19 protein-coding genes are annotated in these 20,040 nt (G+C 65.3%); 3 read left to right on the top strand and 16 right to left on the bottom strand.

Annotation, left to right across the window (positions count from 1 at the left end):
- Nucleotides 1-224: 224 nt before the first annotated feature.
- Together H292_RS0107865 and H292_RS0107860 are read left to right on the top strand one after the other, a co-directional pair.
- On the top strand, nt 225-1,436 hold the full coding sequence (locus H292_RS0107865; RefSeq protein WP_020111033.1) for an acetyl-CoA C-acetyltransferase: 1,212 nt from the start codon (nt 225-227) through the stop codon (nt 1,434-1,436).
- A gap of 10 nt (nt 1,437-1,446) precedes the next feature.
- Nucleotides 1,447-3,597 (top strand): 3-hydroxyacyl-CoA dehydrogenase NAD-binding domain-containing protein, encoded by a 2,151-nt coding sequence (locus H292_RS0107860; protein ID WP_019662879.1) that lies wholly within the window; start codon nt 1,447-1,449, stop codon nt 3,595-3,597.
- Nucleotides 3,598-3,633: 36 nt separating this feature from the next.
- Here the strand turns inward: H292_RS0107860 and H292_RS0107855 are convergent, their stop codons facing one another.
- From H292_RS0107855 to H292_RS0107785, 15 genes are all read right to left on the bottom strand, one after another.
- Nucleotides 3,634-4,314 carry a GntR family transcriptional regulator gene (locus H292_RS0107855; protein ID WP_176458757.1) on the bottom strand — a complete coding sequence of 227 codons (681 nt, stop codon included), beginning with the start codon at nt 4,312-4,314 and terminating at the stop codon, nt 3,634-3,636.
- 48 nt (nt 4,315-4,362) lie between these two features.
- On the bottom strand, nt 4,363-5,520 hold the full coding sequence (locus tag H292_RS0107850) for a cation:proton antiporter (protein ID WP_020111031.1): 1,158 nt from the start codon (nt 5,518-5,520) through the stop codon (nt 4,363-4,365).
- A 4-nt stretch (nt 5,521-5,524) separates the two neighbouring features.
- Complete coding sequence (locus tag H292_RS0107845; protein ID WP_020111030.1) at nt 5,525-6,004, bottom strand: cation:proton antiporter regulatory subunit; 480 nt, start codon at nt 6,002-6,004, stop codon at nt 5,525-5,527.
- A 68-nt stretch (nt 6,005-6,072) separates the two neighbouring features.
- Nucleotides 6,073-6,387 carry an integration host factor, actinobacterial type gene (mihF, locus tag H292_RS0107840; RefSeq protein WP_026347388.1) on the bottom strand — a complete coding sequence of 105 codons (315 nt, stop codon included), beginning with the start codon at nt 6,385-6,387 and terminating at the stop codon, nt 6,073-6,075.
- A 235-nt stretch (nt 6,388-6,622) separates the two neighbouring features.
- Nucleotides 6,623-7,093, bottom strand: a complete 471-nt coding sequence (locus H292_RS0107835; protein ID WP_020111029.1) for a hypothetical protein — start codon at nt 7,091-7,093, stop codon at nt 6,623-6,625.
- A complete protein-coding gene (locus tag H292_RS0107830; RefSeq protein WP_020111028.1) occupies nt 7,090-8,295 on the bottom strand; it encodes an MlaD family protein in 1,206 nt (401 codons plus the stop codon). The genes H292_RS0107835 and H292_RS0107830 overlap by 4 nt, the downstream gene beginning before the upstream one ends.
- Entirely contained in the window at nt 8,292-9,329 is a 1,038-nt protein-coding gene (locus H292_RS0107825; protein ID WP_231383786.1) for an MCE family protein, read from the bottom strand. The genes H292_RS0107830 and H292_RS0107825 overlap by 4 nt, the downstream gene beginning before the upstream one ends.
- Nucleotides 9,326-10,420, bottom strand: coding sequence for an MCE family protein (locus H292_RS0107820; protein ID WP_020111026.1), 1,095 nt, complete (start codon nt 10,418-10,420; stop codon nt 9,326-9,328). Before H292_RS0107820 ends, H292_RS0107825 begins: the two co-directional genes overlap by 4 nt.
- A complete protein-coding gene (locus H292_RS0107815; protein ID WP_020111025.1) occupies nt 10,417-11,394 on the bottom strand; it encodes an MCE family protein in 978 nt (325 codons plus the stop codon). Before H292_RS0107815 ends, H292_RS0107820 begins: the two co-directional genes overlap by 4 nt.
- Nucleotides 11,391-12,401, bottom strand: a complete 1,011-nt coding sequence (locus H292_RS0107810) for an MCE family protein (protein WP_020111024.1) — start codon at nt 12,399-12,401, stop codon at nt 11,391-11,393. Before H292_RS0107810 ends, H292_RS0107815 begins: the two co-directional genes overlap by 4 nt.
- Nucleotides 12,398-13,528 carry an MCE family protein gene (locus H292_RS0107805; RefSeq protein WP_020111023.1) on the bottom strand — a complete coding sequence of 377 codons (1,131 nt, stop codon included), beginning with the start codon at nt 13,526-13,528 and terminating at the stop codon, nt 12,398-12,400. Before H292_RS0107805 ends, H292_RS0107810 begins: the two co-directional genes overlap by 4 nt.
- Nucleotides 13,525-14,373: an MlaE family ABC transporter permease gene (locus H292_RS0107800; protein ID WP_019662891.1), complete on the bottom strand. Its 849-nt coding sequence runs from the start codon at nt 14,371-14,373 to the stop codon at nt 13,525-13,527. Before H292_RS0107800 ends, H292_RS0107805 begins: the two co-directional genes overlap by 4 nt.
- The gene (locus tag H292_RS0107795; protein ID WP_020111022.1) at nt 14,373-15,182 is read right to left on the bottom strand and encodes an MlaE family ABC transporter permease; all 810 of its coding nucleotides are present in this window, start codon (nt 15,180-15,182) and stop codon (nt 14,373-14,375) included. Before H292_RS0107795 ends, H292_RS0107800 begins: the two co-directional genes overlap by 1 nt.
- Nucleotides 15,183-15,185: 3 nt before the next feature.
- A complete protein-coding gene (fadD5, locus tag H292_RS0107790) occupies nt 15,186-16,721 on the bottom strand; it encodes a fatty-acid--CoA ligase FadD5 (protein WP_020111021.1) in 1,536 nt (511 codons plus the stop codon).
- A gap of 117 nt (nt 16,722-16,838) precedes the next feature.
- On the bottom strand, nt 16,839-17,627 hold the full coding sequence (locus H292_RS0107785) for an enoyl-CoA hydratase-related protein (RefSeq protein WP_179277987.1): 789 nt from the start codon (nt 17,625-17,627) through the stop codon (nt 16,839-16,841).
- A gap of 175 nt (nt 17,628-17,802) precedes the next feature.
- Here H292_RS0107785 and H292_RS0107780 point away from each other — a divergent pair, with 175 nt between their 5' ends.
- Nucleotides 17,803-19,029 (top strand): TetR/AcrR family transcriptional regulator, encoded by a 1,227-nt coding sequence (locus tag H292_RS0107780; RefSeq protein WP_020111019.1) that lies wholly within the window; start codon nt 17,803-17,805, stop codon nt 19,027-19,029.
- Between the two features lie 3 nt (nt 19,030-19,032).
- Here H292_RS0107780 and H292_RS0107775 read toward each other — a convergent pair whose 3' ends face one another.
- Nucleotides 19,033-19,968 carry a DUF808 domain-containing protein gene (locus tag H292_RS0107775; RefSeq protein ID WP_020111018.1) on the bottom strand — a complete coding sequence of 312 codons (936 nt, stop codon included), beginning with the start codon at nt 19,966-19,968 and terminating at the stop codon, nt 19,033-19,035.
- Nucleotides 19,969-20,040: the final 72 nt, after the last annotated feature.

The following is a 20,040-nucleotide window of genomic DNA, read 5'->3' as shown; positions in this document are numbered from 1 at the left end:
CCGCTGGCTCCACTCCCATATCCCCCCGAGTGGTGATGCTATCTCTACCCCTGTCTCGTCGAGCTGAAACGCACGCGCCGGTCACGGACCGCGCTCGTTTCGGTCCTTCACCGGGTTGTGTACCGCGTTCTAGTGTGAGAGGAACCGAGGTGTGATCCTCGAGTCCTGCGGCGCCCTCGGGTGCCGCCGCCGAGTCAGAAGTACGTGGAAGGAACGACCGCGCTGTGACTACAGAAGCGTTCATTTACGAAGCCATCAGGACCCCACGCGGCAAGGGGAAGAACGGCTCACTGCATTCCGTCAAGCCCATTTCGCTGGTCACCGGCCTGATCGACGAGTTGCGTCGACGGTTCCCCGACCTCGACGAGAACCGCATCTCCGACTTGATCCTCGGTGTGGTCTCCCCGGTGGGCGATCAGGGTGCCGATATTGCGCGCACCGCGGTTCTGGCCGCGAAGATGCCGGACACCGTGGGCGGATTCCAGCTCAACCGGTTCTGCGCGTCCGGCCTCGAAGCCGTCAACCTGGCTGCGCAGAAGGTGCGTTCCGGCTGGGACGAGGTCGTCATCGCCGGTGGTGTCGAGTCCATGTCCCGCGTCCCGATGGGCAGTGACGGCGGCGCGTGGGCGATGGATCCGGCCACCAACTACGACACGTACTTCGCGCCGCAGGGCATCGGCGCCGATCTCATCGCGACGATCGAGGGGTTCAGCCGCGAAGACGTCGACGCCTACGCAGTGCAGTCGCAGGAGCGTGCCGCCGCTGCATGGTCGGGTGGCTACTTCGCCAAGTCCGTCGTACCGGTCACCGACCAGAACGGCCTGCTGATCCTCGACCACGACGAGCACATGCGTCCGGGCAGCACGGTCGAATCGCTCGGCAAACTGAACCCGGCCTTCACCGGTGTCGCTGCGATGGGTGGATTCGACGACGTCGCGCTGCAGAAGTACCACTGGATCGAGAAGATCGATCACGTCCACACCGGTGGTAACAGCTCCGGCATCGTCGACGGTGCAGCCCTCGTCCTTGTCGGTAGCGAGCAGGCAGGCAAGGACCTGAACCTGGTTCCGCGTGCGCGCATCGTCGCGACGGCCACCTCCGGTGCAGACACGACGATCATGCTGACCGGCCCGACACCCGCGTCGAAGAAGGTTCTCGCAACCGCAGGATTGACCGTCGACGACATCGATCTCTTCGAATTGAACGAGGCGTTCGCGTCCGTCGTCCTTCGCTTCCAGAAGGATCTGCAGATCCCGAACGAGAAGCTCAACGTCAACGGTGGAGCCATCGCGATGGGCCACCCGCTCGGCGCCACCGGAGCCATGATCACCGGAACCGTGCTCGACGAGCTCGAGCGTCGCGGCGGCCGGTACGCACTCATCACCCTGTGCATCGGCGGCGGCATGGGCGTTGCCACCATCATCGAGCGAGTCTGAGGAACACACCATGAGCGAAAACATGATCACCTGGGACCAGGATTCCGACGGCATCGTCGTGCTCACGATGGACGACCCCAACCAGGGCGCCAACACGATGAACCAGTTGTACAAGGACTCGATGGGCGCGACCGTCGATCGGCTGGAGAAGGAACTCGACTCCATCACCGGCGTCGTGATCACCTCGGCGAAGAAAACGTTCTTCGCCGGTGGTGACCTCAACAGCCTCATCACCGCGAAGCCCGAGGACGCTCAGCGCGTGTTCGACGAGGTGCAGGAAGTCAAAGCGCAGCTGCGACGCCTGGAGAAGCTCGGCAAGCCCGTCGTCTCCGCGATCAACGGTGCTGCACTCGGCGGTGGACTCGAGATCACTCTTGCGACCCACCACCGGATCGCCGCGAATGTCTCGGGCGTTCAGCTCGGTCTGCCCGAGGTGTCCCTCGGTCTTCTGCCCGGCGGCGGTGGCGTCACACGCATCACGCGCCTGCTCGGCATCCAGAACGGATTCATGACGGTCCTCGCCCAGGGCACCCGGTTCCGTCCGGAGAAGGCTCTGGAGATCGGCCTCGTGCACGAGCTCGTCGACAGCATCGACGCCCTCGTGCCCGCGGCGAAGGCATGGATCAAGGCCAACCCCGAGGGTGGCGTCGCACCGTGGGACGTCAAGGGCTACAAGATCCCCGGCGGCACCCCGTCCAACCCGAAGCTCGCTGCCGTCCTGCCTGCGTTCCCGTCGAACCTGCGTAAGCAGATCAAGGGTGCGCCGATGCCTGCGCCGCGCGCGATCCTTTCGGCCGCAGTCGAGGGCGCTCAAGTCGATTTCGACAATGCGTCGACCATCGAATCCCGCTACTTCACCGAGTTGGTCACCGGCTCGGTATCGAAGAACATGATCCAGGCGTTCTTCTTCGATCTGCAGGCGATCAATGCAGGCAAGTCCCGCCCGGACGGCATCGAGAAGACGACGTTCACCAAGGTCGCAGTGCTCGGTGCAGGCATGATGGGCGCCGGTATCGCCTACGTGTGTGCCAAAGCGGGCATCGAGGTGGTCCTCAAGGACGTCGCCATCGAATCCGCGCAGAAGGGCAAGGCGTACTCCGAGGCCATCGAGGCCAAGGCACTCTCGCGTGGCAAGACCACTCAGGAGAAGTCCGACGCGCTGCTCGCGCGGATCCATCCGACCGCCGACGCCAAGGACGTCGAAGGCGCCGATCTCGTCATCGAGGCGGTCTTCGAATCCGAGGAGCTCAAGCAGAAGGTGTTCCAGGAGATCGAGGACCTCGTCGACCCGTCGGCGTTGCTCGGTTCCAACACCTCGACGCTACCGATCACGAGCCTCGCTCAGGGCGTGAAGCGTCAGGAGGACTTCATCGGAATCCACTTCTTCTCGCCCGTCGACAAGATGCCGCTGGTGGAGATCATCCGCGGCGAGAAGACGTCGGACGCTGCGCTGGCGAAGGCCTTCGACCTGGTACAGGTCATCAAGAAGACTCCGATCGTCGTCAACGACAGCCGCGGATTCTTCACCTCGCGCGTCATCGGCACCTTCATCAACGAGGCCATCGCGATGCTCGGTGAAGGTGTGGAGCCGTCGACCATCGAGCAGGCAGGTCTGCAGGCAGGCTACCCGGCGGCGCCGCTGCAGCTCTCGGACGAGCTGACGCTCAACCTGATGCAGAAGATCCGCAAGGAGACCTACGACGCCATCAAGGCCGCGGGTGGAACTCCTCCCGAGGATCCGGCCGGCGCAGTCATCGACAAGATGGTCGACGAGTTCGAGCGTCCGTCGAAGGCCAAGGGCGCAGGCTTCTACGAGTACGCCGACGGCAAGCGCGCCGGCCTGTGGCCTGGCCTGCGTGACGCGTTCAAGTCAGGTACCGCGGACATCCCGTTCGAGGATCTGAAGGAGCGCATGCTGTTCATCGAGGCCATCGAGACGCAGAAGTGCTTCGACGAGGGTGTCCTGAACACCACCGCCGACGCCAACATCGGCTCGATCTTCGGCATCGGCTACCCGGCCTGGACCGGTGGTGTGCACCAGTACATCGTCGGCTACGAGGCCCAGGACGGTTCCCTCGGTCAGGCTGCGTTCGTCAAGCGTGCCGACGAGCTGGCTGCCAAGTACGGCGAGCGGTTCACCGCGCCGGACTCGCTCCGTTAGGTGAGTGGAAATGTGTCCCCTGGGACACATTTCCACTCACAGGGCGCGGTACGCGATCAGGCGTTCCGCGCCATCGGTGAACTGTCGGCGCATCAGCGTGCAGGCCGCATCCACGTCGCCCGCACGGAGAGCGTCGATCAACTGTTCGTGATTACGCACCGCCGCTCGCCCCCATTCCGGATCCGACGCGTACAGCCGGGTGGGGGTGTAGCGGGTGGCGTTGTTGAGAAACCACGCCAGCTTGGTTGCACCGGTGAGGCGATTGAGAACCCGGTGGAACTCGAACTCGGCGATCTCGACTTCCTCGGCCTGATTCTTTTCCACCGCCGCGGCCAGGGACTCGTTGAACTTCTCCAGCTCGGCAACGACGTCGTCGGTGATCTTCGGTGCCGCCCGGCGGACCAGTTCGACTGCGATCTGTCCCTGTAGCCAGAAGATGTCGACGATGTCCTCGGGCGTGAGCGGGGATACGACGTAGCCGCGGTGCGGCACCAGTTCCACCATTCCTTCGCCCCGCAACGTGAGCAGTGCTTCGCGGACCGGGGTGACGCTGACACCGAGTTCGGCAGCCGTCTCGTCGAGTCGGATGAAGTCGCCCGGACGGACCGCGCCGGACATGACGATGTGCCGCACGTGGTTGGCGACGTCTTCGGACAATTGTGGGCGCCGACGCAATGCGGGGGCACCGTCCGCTGGTGATCGACGCTGCTGGGCCATTCGGTCAGCTTAGGCGTCGCAGGAGTGGAGCCTGCGGAATGAATGTTGTCAGTCTGCGCGGACTGCGGGTGGGACGGCGATGACCCGTGCTGCGACAGGGCCCAGAACGGCCATGAGCAGTACGTACGCGGTGGCGAGGGCGGCTAATTCTTTGTCGACGGCTCCGGCTGCCACGGCGAGGCCGGCGATCACGATGGAGAATTCCCCGCGTGCGACCAGTGCGGCGCCTGCGCGAAGCTGCCCGGGTCTGCCGATGCCCTGACGACCGGCGGCCCATGCCCCGGTCATCACTTTGGTGATGGTGGTGACGATGGCCAGGACGATTGCCCAGCCGAGCACCGGTGGCACCGTCGCGGGGTCGGTCTGTAGTCCGAAGACGACGAAGAACATAGCCGCGAACAGGTCGCGGAGGGGTTCGAGTACGCGGGTGGCGTTGTCGGCCGTGGAGCCGGAGATCGCGATTCCCAGGAGGAAGGCGCCGACGGCGGCGGAGACCTGCAGTTCGGACGCGATGCCGGCCACCAGTAAGGCGGCGCCGAGGACGTTGAGCAGTACGACCTCACGGTTCGCGCTGTCGACCAGCGCCGAGACGAACTTGCCGTACCGAAGCGCAACCACCAGGACGACCGTCACGACCAACAGCGAGATACCGACTGCTTCCATGCCGCCGAGAAAACTGACACCGCTCAGCACGGTGGTCAGGATCGGGAGATAGATGGCCATGGCCAGGTCTTCGAACACGAGGATCGACAGCACGACGGGCGTCTCGCGGTTTCCGAGGCGTCCCAGGTCGGTGAGGACTTTCGCGACGATTCCCGACGACGAGATGTAGGTGACCCCGCCGAGGACGAGTGCGCCGACGCCACCCCAGCCGAGCACGAGTGCCAGTACTGCGCCCGGTGTGAAGTTGAGGACGATGTCGACGATTCCCGCGAGCGAGGAGCGGCGAAGTCCGGTGACGAGTTCGGCTGCGGTGTATTCGAGCCCTAACAGTAGGAGGAGAAGAATGACGCCGATTTCGCTGGCGAGTTCGCTGAACTCGTCGATTCCGCCGAGGGTGACGAAGCCGCCGTTCCCGAAGGCCAGGCCGCCGAGTAGGTAGAACGGGATGGGCGACACGCCGATCTTGCCGGCGAGACGAGCAAGAAGTCCGAGTGTGAAGAAGACCGCGCCGAGTTCGATCAGAGCGAGCGCGCTCTCGGCCATGTCGCTATCGGCCGAGCAGCTTGGTTGCGGCGTCGAGGCCGTCGGCGGTTCCTACGGCGACCAGAAGGTCGCCCGCGACGAGCGTGAAATCGGGAGTGGGCGACGGCTGGACCTGCCCTGCGCGCATGACGGCGACGATGGACACACCGGTCTTGGTGCGCATGGTGGTGTCGCCGAGGGTTCGGCCGTCGAATCGCGAGCCCAGTTTGATGGGCAGTTGGCGTGTGTTGATGCCGGGAAGGTCGCGATGCTCTTCCCCGAGCTGAGCAATGAGTTGCGGCGTGCCGAGCAGGTTGCCCAGCGCCGCCGCTTCCTCATTGCTCAGGGTGATGGACGCCTGTGTTGCGTCGGGGTCGTCTTTACGCGAAACGATCAGCTCGTTCGCCCCGTCTTTGCGGGTGATGACACCGATGCGGCGCCCGGATGCGAGGGCGAAATCCTTCCGCACCCCGATCCCGGGCAGCAGGGTCACTTCGACGTTCATGGGGAAATGCTAGCCCCGCACGAGCGAGATATGTCCTCGATAACCCTGCAGGCCGATCCAGCGTCGTATCAGGACGCGACAGCCGCCAGAAGTGCCTCGCGCTGGTTTGCGCCGAGTCCACCGATACGGCGGGTGTCTGCGATGGACAGCTGCTCGAGCAGCTGTGCGGCGCGCACCGAGCCGACACCCGGAAGTGCCTTGATCAGGGCGGACACCTTGGTCTTCTTCACGATCTCGTCGTTCTCGGCCTTTGCGAGAACGTCAGCGACGCTGAGCTCGCCGGACTTGACGGCGGCCAGCAGCTTCGACCGGGCGGTGCGTGCCTCGGCAGCCTTGGCCAGAGCCGCGGTGCGCTGTTCCGGAGTCAATACTGGTAAAGCCATGGCCTGTTCTCCTCGATTGTGGTGACCCGTCGCTTTGTTGACATGGTCTTCGACCCTCTTGCATCGTGCCTGGTGGCTCCGACAATCTATCGAACCAACACGCGTGTGATTCGACGAGAGCCACCGTTCCTTCCCCGCCAGGCTACGTCCTTTGCGTTTCGGGGTGTGCCCCGACCAGCAGTTGGGCCCGATCCGGCGGCCTGCGATCATGCGGCGAGCACCCCCGCGACGGGTGTCAGCGAGGCTCGGCAGACGCCAGCAACCACCGGTCTCCGCTCCGCTCGAGCTCGATGATCATGCGCGACGAATCGGTGCGGCCGTCGGGTGCCGCGAGGTTCCGTACTTGCTGATCGAGGAACACCGCGACGGTGGCTCGATCGTCGGTCAGTTCGACGATTCCGGCGGCGACGACGTGCCCGGTCGCGGTGCCCTGTCCGGTCGTCAGGAGGTCCTGCAGTTTCGTGGAGACGTCGCGGTAGGTGCCGGCGAATTCTTCGGTCGATGCAGCGGTCACTCGGTCGAGGTTCGCACCCGGATCGCCGAAGTCGTACGTTGCGAGTTCTTCGGTGTACTGCGTCGCCGACGCCAGTGCCGTGGACCGGAGGTCGTTCTGATCGCGGTTGTTCAGGTGGAGGTATCCGAGGACGGCCACACCCACTGTGAGAGCGGCGATCACGGCTGCGACGACGCGTGTGCGGAGTGTCATTTCCGTACTCCTTCCAGGAGTTGCTTCCAGTAGTTCAGTGCCTCCACACCGGTCGGGACGAGGAGGGGATTTTCGGCGATCGGGGGCCCGGTGACGCTGCCGGGGACGGTCGACCCGGACAGTCCGAGGTCGTTCGGTCTCGGCGCGTTCTGGGCGCCGCGCTGCTCGAGGTCGTCGCCGGGTGGGCAGTAGAGGTTCAGGTTCGCCTCGCGCGGTGTGGTGTCGCCGACGACGCGGCGCGGTGTGTCGTACCAGCAGACCGGGCCTTGGGTACCGACGAGGGTGAAGTCGCCTCGGTCGCCGTGCACGATGGATGTCAGTTTTCCGAGCGTTTCGGGCATCGCGATCAGCAGTGCGTCCAGTGCAGGGGTGCGTTCTGCGAGGACTCCGGTGACGGTGACGAGGTTGGTCATCAATGCGCCTACTGTTCCGCGCGTGTCGTCGAGCAGCCGCTGTGTTCGTGCCAGGGCGTCGGGTGATCGATCGAGTAGGTAGATCAACGACGGTTCCTGCGCGAGCAGTTGTTGGGTGACGTCGTCGGCGGCGCGCGCAGCTCCTGGCAGCGCGTCCGAGCGGGACGCGAGGGTATCTAGCATCGGTACCGAACGGTCGACGATGTTCGCCAGCGCGGGGGCGTGCTCGTCGAGCATCCGGCTGAGGGTGTCGGCGTCGTCGAAGAGTTGCTGCAGTTGGGTGCCGGTGCCGCCCACGGCGGCGCTGAACGTCTCGCCGATCGAGGTGATCGAGGCTGGATCGATGGATTCGGCGAGGGCCGCCATCCGGGTCAGCAACTCGTCGAGTCGAACGGGTGCCAGTTCGGGCGGAACGTCCAGGCTGTCGCCGTCGGTGAGGTACGGGCCTCGTTCGGTGGTCGGCGAGATGTCGAGGGTCTGGATTCCGAGGGCACTGTTGCTGGTCACGGATGCGGTGGATCCGACGGGAACGCGGGTATCGGGATCGAGGGCGATTCTCACCTCGGCGCCGCCTGCGGTGACCGAGACGTCGGCGACGGATCCGACCGCGACACCTCGGTAGGTCACACCGGTACCGACACCGATGTTCGACGCGTCGGCCATGGTTGCGTGTACGTCGATCGAGCCGCGCAGCGATTGCGATCCGAGCGCGTAGGTGCTGCCGACGACGAGTGCGACGACGGCGGTGATGGCAAACAACACCAGCTGTATGCGGACCGGCCTGTTCATCGCGGTGCCTCGGGGGCGAGCAGTGGATCCAGTGCCCCGGGGATGTCCGCGAGGCGACCCCCGGTGGTCAGTTCTCCGACGGTCTCGGGGAGGTCGAGTGCGCCGTCGAAGACGAGGTAGTCGCCGTGGACCGCACCGTTGAATCCGGCGATGAACTGGTTCATGTTGGTCAGTGCCGGAGTCACGGACGCGTTGAAGCTCTGGATCGAGTGCACGATGTGGGCCAGATCGTCGATGCCGTCGGAGATCTGGGACTGGTTGTCCGCGAACAGCTTCTGTGCGGAGGCTGCGAGTGACGCAGTGGAGTCGACGAGCGAGGCGATGTGGTCGCGTTGGGAGACGAGGAGCTCCATCGTGGGAGCGGCTACGGTCAGCCCGGCGTCGATCGCAGCGCGGTTGTCCGCCAGCATCGCAGAGACGGAGCGTGCCGCGGCCAGGACGCGGTCGAACTCGGCTTGGTGCTCGGCGGCGTTCGCCAGAATCCGGTCGGCACCGACCAGGAGCGTACGGATGTCGGGACCCCGGCCGTCGAACGCGGCGTTCAGCTCGGTGCCGATGGTGCGAAGTTGGTCGAGTCCGCTGCCGTTCAACACCAGACCCAGCGTGGCGAGCGACGTCTCGAGCTCGGGCCCGATCTCGGTGTTCTCGAGCGTGTCGCCGTCGGCCAGCGTGTCGTTGTTCGTCGAGGCATCGCCCGGGATCGTCAGCCGTACGTAGGGTTCACCCAGGGCGGAGGCGAGTTCCAGTGACGCCGTGACATCGGCCGGGAGCGGAACGGACTGGGACAGGCTCAGTCCCACCGCTGCGACGACGCCATCGGTGGACAGGTCGTCGACACGCCCGACCAGCTGCTGGCCGACGCGGACCTCGGTGCCGAGCCGAATCCGGTCGGCACGGGGAAATTGTGCGGTGACGTGGTAGTCGTCACCGTCCGCCGACCGGCCGACGGGGAGTTGTCCCAGACCGATACCGCAGCCGGACAACAGCATGCCGGACAACAACATACAGGCGGATACCAGCGCTGGACGTCTCATCGTTGTCCCCCCAACAGTTGCGGCAGGCCCAGCGGATCGGGCGTCTCGAACGGCACGGTGATCGGGTTGGTGATGCCTGCACCGGTGCAGATGGGCAACGCGTATTCGCGACACAGCGGTACCGCGGCGGCGAACTGGTCGAGATCGGTCGAGATGTTCAACCGGATCCGGGCGCGCTGGTCTTCGCCGATGGTGTTGCCGATGTTCTGCATCATCAGCGGCAGTACGTCCATGAATTCGGCGAACTGTGCTTCTCGCGCCGCGAACTGCCCGGTGAGTGCGCCCGCATTCTGCACCACGGCCCGCACGTCGTCCCCTCGGTCTGCCAGCAGTCGGTCCAGATGGTCGAACATCGATCTCAGCTGGGCGATGGGTTCCCCGATCTCGAGGTCCTGACGCTGTATCTCGTTCCCCAGATTCGCAAGCGAGTCGGTGACCGACTGCACCGCGCCCTGACGGGCCGTGACGGCGGTGATCAAGCGGTCGAGGTTATCGATCAGCGCACCGAGTTGTTCACTGTTGCCTCCGACGACTGCGGTTGCGCGCGAGATGTCTCCTATGGCGTCGTTGATCTGCGGCCCGAGACCGGCCGTCCTGTCGGCGAGGGCGGACAGAGCGCCCCCGACATCGGCGCCCTCTCCGCCGGTACCACTGTCGGGTCCGAGCGCTGTGGCGATGGTGTCGAGGCTGTCCTGCAGTTGGTCCCAGTTGATCGGGGAGTGACTGCGTTCGACTCCGATGACCTCGTCGCCGAGGACGGGTCCGCCGCGGTATGCCGGTCCGAGTTCGACGAAGCGGTCGCTGACGACCGACGGGTTCATGACGAATGCCTGTGCGTCCGCGGGGATGTCGACGTCGCCCGCCACCGTCATGGTCACGCGGACCGAGGTGCCCTGTGGAGCGACGGCGTCGACGGTCCCCACCGGGACTCCGAGGACCTGGACCGGGCTACCCGGGTAGATTCCGTTGATGTACGCGAAATCCGCGGTGACGGTGGTGTTGTCGCCGCTTCCGTGGAACACGAACCACGCGCTTGCGGTCACTGCGACGGTGGCGAGGGCGAGCGCGGCTCTCGCGGCGCGGGTGTTCATCGGGTGCAGCCCTGTTGAACTCCGAGGGAGCAGAGGAGGTTGTCCGGAATCGGTCCCGCGGGGGCGGAGACATCGACCCAGTTGCCGTTACCCGTGGCGTCGGTGACGGCGCGCAAGGCGGGAGGAAGTGTCGTCAGGAGCGTGTCGATGTTCTGTCCGTTCCGTTCGAGGGTGTCGGTCACCGACGTCATGTCGACCAGGAGACGGTCGAGTTCGTCGGCATTGTCGTCGAGGAACGCCGACGCGGTGCCGATCAGCGTTCGGAGGTCGGTTACCAAGCGGCCGAGTGCGGTTCGGCGATCCGACAACGTGGACAGCACGAGCTGTGCGTTCCCGAGGAGTGTCGTCATCGACTGGCTTTCTGCGGCGACGGTCGACGTCAGCGACTGCGCGACGTCGAGCAGGCTCGCTATCTTGTCGTCGTTGCGGGCCAGGACCTCCGACGCCGCACTGATACCGGTGAGAGCATCGGACATCACGGACGAGTCCTCCGGCACGGTCTCGCGCAGGGTGGTGACCATGGACTCGAGCGCGGATACGTCGAGTTCTTCGGCGACCGTCCGTACTTCGGTTCCGATGTCGTCGAGAGAGTAGGGAACCGACGTCCGTTCCGTCGGGATCGTTCGATCGTCGCCGACGGGTCCGCTTCCGTCGGGAACGATCTCGAGGTATCGCTTCCCCAGGATCGTGCGGAGTTTGACGGCAGCATGGGTGCGGTCGCCGAGCGGCTGGTCGCGGTCGAGTCGGAAGTGGACGTCGACGTGATCTCCGGCCAGTTCGACGCTGTCGACGCGTCCGGCCGGCACGCCGGCGAGGAACACGGGGTCGGCTTCGGTGAGTCCGCCCGCGTGCGCGAATTGTGCTGTGTACGGCGCAGTTCGAATCAGATTCCAGCCCTGTGGAATCAGGAGGGCGGACGCGAGCAGGACTGTCACGGCGAGAATTCCGACGATGCCGAGTCTGGTGGTGTTCATCGGCAGATCTCCGTGTGCGCGTCGCCGAAGATGTTCGTCTCGGCGTCGCCCGCCTTCAGGGTGAAGTTGCAGGTGTAGAGGTTCAGCCAGCCGCCGTAGTCGCCGATGCTGTTGATGGAGCTCGCCAGCTCGGGCAGCAACGTCATCGTGCGATCGAACTGCTCGGTGTTGGGTATCCACGATCGGGTCGTCGCACGGAGATCGGCGACGGTGCCGTCGAGTGGCGCCGACGCGTCGGTCGCCAGTTCGGCCAGTGCCGCCACAGCGGTCGATCCGTCGTCGAGAAGAGTGATGAGGGAGTCGTTACGGTCGGCGACGACCCGGCTCATATCGGTCAATCCGGTGATCAGGCGGGTGATGTCGGCGTCGTGGCTGTTCATGGTCTGCAGTACCGCGTCGAGGTCGGCGATCAGGTCGCTGAAGATCTGGTCGTTGTTCGCGAGTCCCCGAGTCACGCCGGCGACGTGACGCAGCAGTGAGTCGACGGTGCCGGCTTCGCCTTGGAATGCGTCGGTGATGGACCGCGCGAGCGCGTTGACCTGACTGGGCTCGATGGCGTCGAACAGTGGTTTGAAGCCGTTGACCAGGGCCGTCAGGTCGACGGGTGGCGACGTGCGGTCCAGGGGAATCGTGGAGTCGAGGGTGCCGGCGGGGTCTTCGGGTGGCACGAGCGCAAGATAGCGTGCACCGAGCATGTCGCCGTATCTGATTGCTGCCGTGACGTTTCCGGGAATCGGCACGGAGGTCTGCACGTCGAAATCCACCACAGCGATGGTTCTGGCGCCGTCGGCTTCGTAGCGCACGTCGTCGACCTTGCCGATCCGTACACCTGCGAGCGTGACGTCGTTGCCGGTGCGGAGCCCTTCGACACCGGTGAATTCTGCAGTGTGACTCCTCGTCTCACCGCTCACCGGCACACTGAGGGTGTCGACGACAACTACGGCGGACAGTAACCCTGCCACCGCGAACGCAGCGAGTGCGAACATCGGACGTGCCAGCGACGTCATCTGATGGTCACCTCCGTTCCGCGGAGAAGGGGAGCGAGCAGCATGGTGCTGGCCGGGTTCAACGGTTCCGATGTCCCGCTCGCGCTGTCCTGAACCTCGGCAAGTGCACAGTTCGGCCCGTTCAGCCCGGGGTAGCGGGGGCAGTCCGCCGCGGTGTAGGGCAGCGGCGACGAGAAGTCCGGGACGGCGGTGATGTCGAAGCGACCGGTCGCGAAGATCCGCGCTCCCGCTGCCCCGAACGGCGCGAACTGATCGAGTGTCGACGCCAGGCCGGATGAGTTCTCGGACACCGTGCCCAGTACGGGCGAGCCGCGACGAACGACGGTGATGGCGCCGGGCAGGTTCTCGTCGGCGACGGTCACTGCGGCGCCGCCGAGTCGCGCGGCCGTCGTCAGCAACGCTTCGACCCCGGTCGAGTGGTCCAGCATCGTCTGCGACAGGCTGGTCGCTGCCTCGATGGTCGCCAGGACGTCCGGTGTTGCCGCAGCGGCTGCATCGGCCACCTGCAGGGTCTGCGGGGTCCTGTCGAGGACGGCGTGGATGGACGGTTCGAGCGTCGTCGACAGTGATGCGAGCCGCTCGATCGTGGCGCCGAGTTGTTCACCTCGGCCGCGCAGGGCGGTGCTGATCGCCGTCAACGCGGCCTGTGTCTCGGCCGGTTTCAAGCTGTCCAGCAGGTCGGTGACCTGTCGATAGACCTCGCTCAGTTGCACGGCGTCCTGCCCGGTGTCCATCGCGAGTTCGTCGCCCGCACGCAGAGGTTCGGAGCCTGCCCCGCCATGGTCGACGAGGCGTAGGTAGACGTCGCCGAACAACGTCCGCGGCACGACGCGCACGAGCGCCGACGCGGGGACCTCGGTGTCGAGGCGCATGGTGACGCGGGATCGATCGACGCCGCTGTCGATGTCCACGACTTTTCCGACCTGCACTCCGTGGTACTGGACGCCGATTTCACCGATCAGTAGGCCCGCGGACGACGGGATCTCCGCGTACACCTCGGGGGCACGTTCGAACGCGCCGTTCCCGTACGCCACAGCGGCGACGGCTGCGACCACGAGGGCTGCGGCCGTGGCCAGTCCGCGCAGGGCGAGCGCTGTCCGGCTCGGGCCCAGTACACGTGGTGTCACGACACACCGAGCCCGGGGACGGAGGGGACGACGCCCCAGAGAACGAAGGTGAGGAACACGTCGGTGATACCGATCGCGAGGATCGACGTACGAAGCGCGCGCCCGGCCGCCCGTCCGACGCCCTCGGGGCCACCGGATGCGTGAAAACCGTAGGAGCAGTGCACGAGTGCGACGATGATCGCGAACACGACGGCCTTGACGACCGAGTAGACGAGGTCGCCGGGGGACAGTGCGAGGTGGAAGTAGTAGTCGTAGGTCCCGGCCGAACTGCCCCCGAAGGTGACGACGACGAGACGCGTCGCGACGAACGTCGCGATGAGTCCGACCATGTAGATCGGCACGATGCAGATCACTGCTGCGATCACCCGAGTCGTCGCCAGAAACGGTATGGGGCGCACCGACATGGAGTCCAGCGCGTCCACCTCGTCGGAGATCCGCATCGCGCCGAGTTGGGCGGTGAACCCGGTCCCTACCTTGGCGGCGAGGGCGATGCTGGCGATGACGGGTGCGAGTTCGCGGGTGTTGGCGATGGCGGAGAGCAAGCCGGACAGCGATGTGAGGCCGATCAGGTCCAACCCTCGATAGGTTTCGACGCCGACCATCATCGCGGCGACGGCCGACATCGCGAACACGATGCCGATGGTTCCGCCGCCGGCGAGCAGTGACGCGTAGCCGAAGCTGACCTCGCCGACGTGCTGTGCCACGTGCTTGGGGTAGCGGCGAAGGGTGTACGGCACGGATGCGACGGTTTCGGCGTAGAACGTCACGTGACGGCCGAGTTCGGAGAAGGCGTTCGTGACACCCCGGCCGCGTCGCCTCAGCCGAACGAAACTGTCGTAGTTCATCAGTAGGTCCCCACCGCGGGAACGATCACTGCATACAGTTGCGACAGAACGGTGTTCACGACGAACACCATGACGAAGGCGAGGACGACGGCCTCGTTGACGGCGTCGGCGACCCCGCTCGGTCCGCCCTTGGCGTTCAGGCCCTTGTACGACGCGATGAGAGTCGACGTGATCGCGAAGCACACGGACTTGACCATCGCCATCGCGAAATCGGACACCCGGCCGTATTCGCTGAACGTGGCGAGGAATGCACCTGCGGATTGGTCGGCGACGAAGACCTGGTAGAAGAAGCAGGCTCCCACCCCGACGACGGTGACCATTCCGCACACTGCGAGTGCGACGAACATCGAGGCGATCAACCGGGGCACGACGAGCCTGGCGATCACGTCGAGCCCCATCACCTCCATGGCGGCGATCTCCTCGCGGATGGTGCGCGAGCCGAGGTCGGCGCAGATCGCGGACCCGGCGACCCCCGCCAACATCAATGCGCAGACGAGTGCGGCGGCCTGGCCGACGACGACGAAGGCGACGACTGCGCCCGAATACGCTCCCGCGCCCAGTCTTCCGGCCAGCGACCCGACGGACACCGCGATCAACACTCCGATGGGAAGCATCAGCAACAGCGCGGGGATCGTGCACACCCGGGCGACGAACAAGGCCTGGGTGACCGTCTCCGTGAGGGAGAGCCTCCGTTGTGCGATCGTGGTGACCGTGCGGCTCGCCGCGGTGACCGAGAACGCGATCAGACCGCCGACCTGATTCGCGAGGTCGCGCGTCGGCGACGCTTTCGCCGCGGGGTCGACAGTCACCGGTTACGCGGGTGTCGGTGAATAGGACGTGCGCAGTGCAACTTTGACGACCTTGCCACTGGCGTTGCGGGGGAGTGAATCGACGACGACGAGTTCCTTGGGGTGCTTGTACCTCGCCAGGTGATCCCCGAGCCACGAGGTCAACTCGGCCAACGTGAGGTCGTCGGAGTCGCTCAGGGCGACCACGGCAACCGGGACTTCGCCCCACTTTCCGTCCGGGCGTCCGATGACAGCCGCCTCGAGAATGCGCGGATGCCCGTAGAGGACGTTTTCCACCTCGGCGCAGTAGATGTTCTCACCGCCGGAGATGATCATGTCCTTCTTGCGGTCCACGACGAACACGAATCCTTCGTCGTCCTGCCTGACCAGGTCACCGGAGTGGAACCAGCCGCCGTGGAAAGCGTCGGCGGTGGCGTCGGGGTTCTGCCAGTACTCCTGCATGAGAGTGGGTCCGCGGTAGACGATTTCGCCGATCTGTCCGGTCGGTACGCCGTTCATCTCGTCGTCGACGATCCGCGCCGACACGGTGGGTACGACGCGTCCGACCGAGCCCAGTTTGCGTAGCGCGTCCTTGCCGTCGAGCACGCAGGTGATGGGCGACATCTCGGTCTGGCCGAACACTGCCACGTTCAGGGCGTTCGGGAACGTCTCGGCCATGGCTTTCAAGATCGTGTCCGACGCCGGTGCCGCGCCCCACGAGATGACGCGAAGGCTCAGATCTCTCGGCTTGCGTGTCTGCTCGGCGCACATGGCCTGCCACTGCACGGGCACGAGGAACAGGGTGGTGACGCCTTCTTCGGCGAGGACGTCGAGAAGGGTCGAGGGGTCGAATGCACCGACGGGGTAGATCACCGTCGGTATGCCCAGTTGCAGACTCGGTGCGAGACTGCCGAGAGCGGCGATGTGGAACATCGGCGATGCGCAGAAACCGACCTCGTCGACACCGTGCATCTGCAGTGCTCGAATACAGGTCAGCGACTGGGCCTGCATGTTGGAGTGTGTCAGCACAGCGCCTTTGGGTCTACCGGTGGTTCCCGAGGTGTACATGATCAGCGCGGGTGCATCGTCGCGCACGTCGACAGGTGGTGCAGGCTGCGCGTCGGCGAGCAGTTCTTCGTAGGCGTCGCCGACGACGATGATGTCGCCCAGTGAATCGACCTGTGCTGCAACTGCATCGGCCAAGGGGGACAGTGTCTCGTCGGTGATCAACAGGTGGGAACCGCTGTTCTGCGCGAGGTAGGCGACCTCGGGCGGAGTCATGCGGAAGTTCACGGGGACGGCCAGTGCGCCGAGTGCGTTGATCGCGAGCACGGCTTCCAGGTACTCGGGCCGATTGAGCATCAGGATCAGCACACGGTCTCCTGAGCCGACCCCTCGTCGGCTCAGGACGCCGGCGAACCTGCCGACCCGGCTGTCGAGCTGGGCCCAGGTGATGGTGGCGCCCTGGAAGCGCAGGGCAGTGGCGTCGGGCTGCATCAGCGCATGCCGACGAACCTGGTTGTTCCAATTGTTTCGAATCGAACGATGGGGTTCGTTCAAGGGAGCGGACAAAAGCTCTTCCTCTTTCGTCGAAGGCGGGATGTGCAGTGAGCGTACCGAAGGTCGGGCTTACCCGAGGGCAAATCGAGACGTTTGTTTCTGCATGTCATGTGCTGTCTAAGTTTGCCGTGATTCGCCTTTGTCGCCGAGTAGTGCGCCTACTCGATTGCGAAATTCCGGCGCAGTCAGCAGTTCGATCTGCCCTTCCCTCTCGCGCGCCAACGCATCGCCCAGAAGTGCAAGCGTCGATGCCGTCAGTGCGTGCTTGGTCAGCTGCAGGGCGCGGGCCGGTCCGTGTGCCAGTCGGCGCGCGACCGATGCGACCGTGTCGGCGAGCTCGTCCGCCGGAAGCGCCTGGGTGATCAGACCCGACGCGGCGGCGTCGCGCGCGGTCATCGGCTCACCGAGCAGTGCCATCGCGGTGGCTCGGGCGCGTCCTATCGCTGCCGGGACGAGCAGGCTCGCCCCACCGTCGGGCATCAGCCCGACGCCCGTGAAGGCCAGAAGAAACGTGGCGTCCTCGGCGGCGTAGACGAGGTCGGCGGCCAGTGCCAGAGACACCCCGATGCCCGCGGCGATGCCGCTGACCTGTGCAATCACCGGAACGGGTGCGTCTATGACGGCCCTGATCAAGGAGGATGCGACGTCCATCGTGTGGTCTGCCTGCAGGCGTGCTTCGGCGTCGCTTCTCGGCTGGGCGCGGGAAAGTTCGACGATGTCTGCTCCGGTGCTGAACGCAGGTCCGCGCCCGGTGATCACGACGACCCGAACGCTCGGCCCGAGTGCGGTGAGTGCGTCGATCAGTGCGGTCGTGGTGGCGCCGTCGAGCGCGTTCATTCTTTCGGGTCGATCGATTTCCAGCGTGAGTACGCCGTCGTCTTCGGTTCTGTGCAAACCGTGGGTCATCGAGAGCTCCAGCCGGGTGTCAGGACGTGGGGCGGATGCAGGAGGGGTGCATGCGAATTGCGGCTAACTTAACTCCTCAAATCGAATGTCTGTCAAGGGTCGTGGAAAATTACTGAACCGACGGGCCGGCGACGGTCACGCGCTATCATGGTTTCTGCTGCTCTCGAGCAGCTTCATGTGCGGTGGCGCGGTGACGGATGGAGGTGTGGTGACGGAAGCGGAAGTGACGGTGAAACGTCGTCGTCCTCGAAATCGGAAGGCGCAGATTCTCACGGCTGCGGCCGAAGCGTTCAGTGAACGTGGCTACCATCCGGTCGGCATCGACGACATCGCTGCGACGGTCGGCATCTCCGGCCCGGCGCTCTATCGTCATTTCCCGACGAAGTACGCACTGTTCGTGCACACCGTCATGCGGCTGGCGGATCAACTGCTGGCCGCGACGGATCCCGCGGTGGTCACCGAGGACGATCCGGAAGCGCGTGTCGAGGCCATGATCACCGCGATCATCCGTACGACCATCGACAACCGCCGGACCGGTGGTCTGTATCGCTGGGAGGGTCGGTACCTGATCGGCGAGGACAAGACGTCGCTGCGGGACAAGCTGTACACCCTGCACGGGCGCGTGGCCGAGCCGCTTCGTCGGGTACGTCCGGCGTTGACGGAAGCCGACGCCGCGCTGCTGGCCACCGGTGCGATCAGTGTGGTGGCGAGCATGACTGCGCACCGAACCGCACTGTCCGCCAAGCAGATCGAGGTCACCGTCCTCCAGGCCGCGTGGTCGGTACTGAGGACGGATCTACCGAAGCTCTCGACGGACGAGTCGGGTGCGGAGCGCCGAGGCGGCGACGGAGGAGATTCCAAACGCGAAGTGCTGCTGCGGGAATCGATGCAACTGTTCTATCAGCGCGGTTATCACGACGTCAGCATCGAGGACATCGGCGCAGCAGCCGGCATCAATGCGTCGAGCGTCTACCGTCATTTCTCGAGCAAGGCCGACCTGTTGGCCGCGGCATTCCACCGCGCGAACGAAAGACTGATCGCGACACTGGACGAGGCGCTTGCGGTATCGACGGAACCGGAGGCCGCTATCGCGACACTGTGCCGGCTCTACACCGAGCTGACGTTCCGTCAGAGCGAGCTCGTGGCCGTCTACTTCGCGGAGATCGGTAATCTCCCGGCCGACCAACGGTCCGGACTTCGGAACGTACAGCGGCAGAACATCGAACAGTGGGCCCGGCTTCTGCGTGATGCGCGGCCCGAGCTGTCGGTGGTGACGTCACGATTCCTGGTGCACGCCGCACTCGGAATCGTCTTCGACGTCGGCCGCGCCGTGCGGTTCGATCGGTCCGACACCACGGTCACGCGGGTGACCGCGGTCATGACCTCGGTTCTTCTGAACTGAAGCTCAGTTCTTGCGCCGCGCCAGCGCGGACTTCACGCCCAACTGTGCGAGTACGACGACGACGCCGACGATCAGGCCGAGCAACGCCGACGCGAGGGTGTTGACGATCCACGCGAGGATCGGTCCGATCCCGGCGATGTCGTGCACCGCTTCCTCGCCGTGGTGGACGAGCTCGTAGAGGGGGTGGAAGCCGAGCTCGTCGATGCCGACGAGGAGGATGTGGCCACCGACCCACAGCATCGCCGCGGTGCCGACGATGCCGAGAAACGACATGACCTTCGGCATCGCCTTGACGAGCCCACGGCCGAACTTCTCGACGAATCCCGTCGACTTGTCTGCCAGGCGCAACCCGATGTCGTCCATCTTCACGATCAAACCGACGACGCCGTAGACGATCACCGTGATGACGACGGCCACGACGGCGAGGATGATCAGCCTGCTCCAGAAGCCTTCGGCAGCAATCGTGTCGAGCGCGATGACCATGATCTCGGCGGAGAGAATGAGGTCGGTGCGGACGGCGCCGGAAACGACGGAGTCCTCGTCCTTCGGCTCGTCGGCGGCCTCGTCGTGGTGGTCACCGTGGCCGAAGACGGCGCCCCAGATCTTGTGCGCAGCTTCGTAGGCGAGGTAGCAACCACCCAGCATCAGAATCGGTGTCAGCAGCCACGGCAGGAATTGGCTCAGCAGCAACGCGATCGGAAGAATGATCAGCAGTTTGTTGCGCAGCGAACCGATCGCGATGCGTTTGATGATCGGAAGCTCACGCTCGGCAGCGAGGCCGCGGACGTACTGAGGCGTCACCGCGGCGTCGTCGATCACGACACCCGCAGCCTTGGCCGTCGCACGTCCGGTTGCCGCTCCCACATCGTCGATGGAGGCCGCGGCCAGGCGCGCGAGTGCGGCCACATCGTCCAACAGGGCAACAAGTCCACCCGCCATCACTGGCCTCCACTTCGAATCGTCCGAACTGCGGCATCACCGCAGGCAGCCCACTCGAGAACGATACCGCCT

Origin of the sequence: Rhodococcus sp. 114MFTsu3.1 (assembly GCF_000383555.1) — a bacterium.
Classification (GTDB): domain Bacteria; phylum Actinomycetota; class Actinomycetes; order Mycobacteriales; family Mycobacteriaceae; genus Rhodococcoides; species Rhodococcoides fascians_E.
Note: the sequence above shows the minus strand (reverse complement) of the source record. Positions and strands in the feature narration are given on the sequence as shown.

What these genes read in the sequence shown, in the direction of transcription:
- H292_RS0107860 (WP_019662879.1), top strand. Translation starts at nt 1,447, where the DNA reads ATGAGCGAAAACATGATCACCTGGGACCAGGATTCCGACGGCATCGTC.
- H292_RS0107855 (WP_176458757.1), bottom strand. Translation starts at nt 4,314, where the DNA reads ATGGCCCAGCAGCGTCGATCACCAGCGGACGGTGCCCCCGCATTGCGT.
- H292_RS0107850 (WP_020111031.1), bottom strand. Translation starts at nt 5,520, where the DNA reads ATGGCCGAGAGCGCGCTCGCTCTGATCGAACTCGGCGCGGTCTTCTTC.
- H292_RS0107845 (WP_020111030.1), bottom strand. Translation starts at nt 6,004, where the DNA reads ATGAACGTCGAAGTGACCCTGCTGCCCGGGATCGGGGTGCGGAAGGAT.
- mihF (WP_026347388.1), bottom strand. Translation starts at nt 6,387, where the DNA reads ATGGCTTTACCAGTATTGACTCCGGAACAGCGCACCGCGGCTCTGGCC.
- H292_RS0107835 (WP_020111029.1), bottom strand. Translation starts at nt 7,093, where the DNA reads ATGACACTCCGCACACGCGTCGTCGCAGCCGTGATCGCCGCTCTCACA.
- H292_RS0107830 (WP_020111028.1), bottom strand. Translation starts at nt 8,295, where the DNA reads ATGAACAGGCCGGTCCGCATACAGCTGGTGTTGTTTGCCATCACCGCC.
- H292_RS0107825 (WP_231383786.1), bottom strand. Translation starts at nt 9,329, where the DNA reads ATGAGACGTCCAGCGCTGGTATCCGCCTGTATGTTGTTGTCCGGCATG.
- H292_RS0107820 (WP_020111026.1), bottom strand. Translation starts at nt 10,420, where the DNA reads ATGAACACCCGCGCCGCGAGAGCCGCGCTCGCCCTCGCCACCGTCGCA.
- H292_RS0107815 (WP_020111025.1), bottom strand. Translation starts at nt 11,394, where the DNA reads ATGAACACCACCAGACTCGGCATCGTCGGAATTCTCGCCGTGACAGTC.
- H292_RS0107810 (WP_020111024.1), bottom strand. Translation starts at nt 12,401, where the DNA reads ATGACGTCGCTGGCACGTCCGATGTTCGCACTCGCTGCGTTCGCGGTG.
- H292_RS0107800 (WP_019662891.1), bottom strand. Translation starts at nt 14,373, where the DNA reads ATGAACTACGACAGTTTCGTTCGGCTGAGGCGACGCGGCCGGGGTGTC.
- H292_RS0107785 (WP_179277987.1), bottom strand. Translation starts at nt 17,627, where the DNA reads ATGACCCACGGTTTGCACAGAACCGAAGACGACGGCGTACTCACGCTG.
- H292_RS0107780 (WP_020111019.1), top strand. Translation starts at nt 17,803, where the DNA reads ATGTGCGGTGGCGCGGTGACGGATGGAGGTGTGGTGACGGAAGCGGAA.
- H292_RS0107775 (WP_020111018.1), bottom strand. Translation starts at nt 19,968, where the DNA reads ATGGCGGGTGGACTTGTTGCCCTGTTGGACGATGTGGCCGCACTCGCG.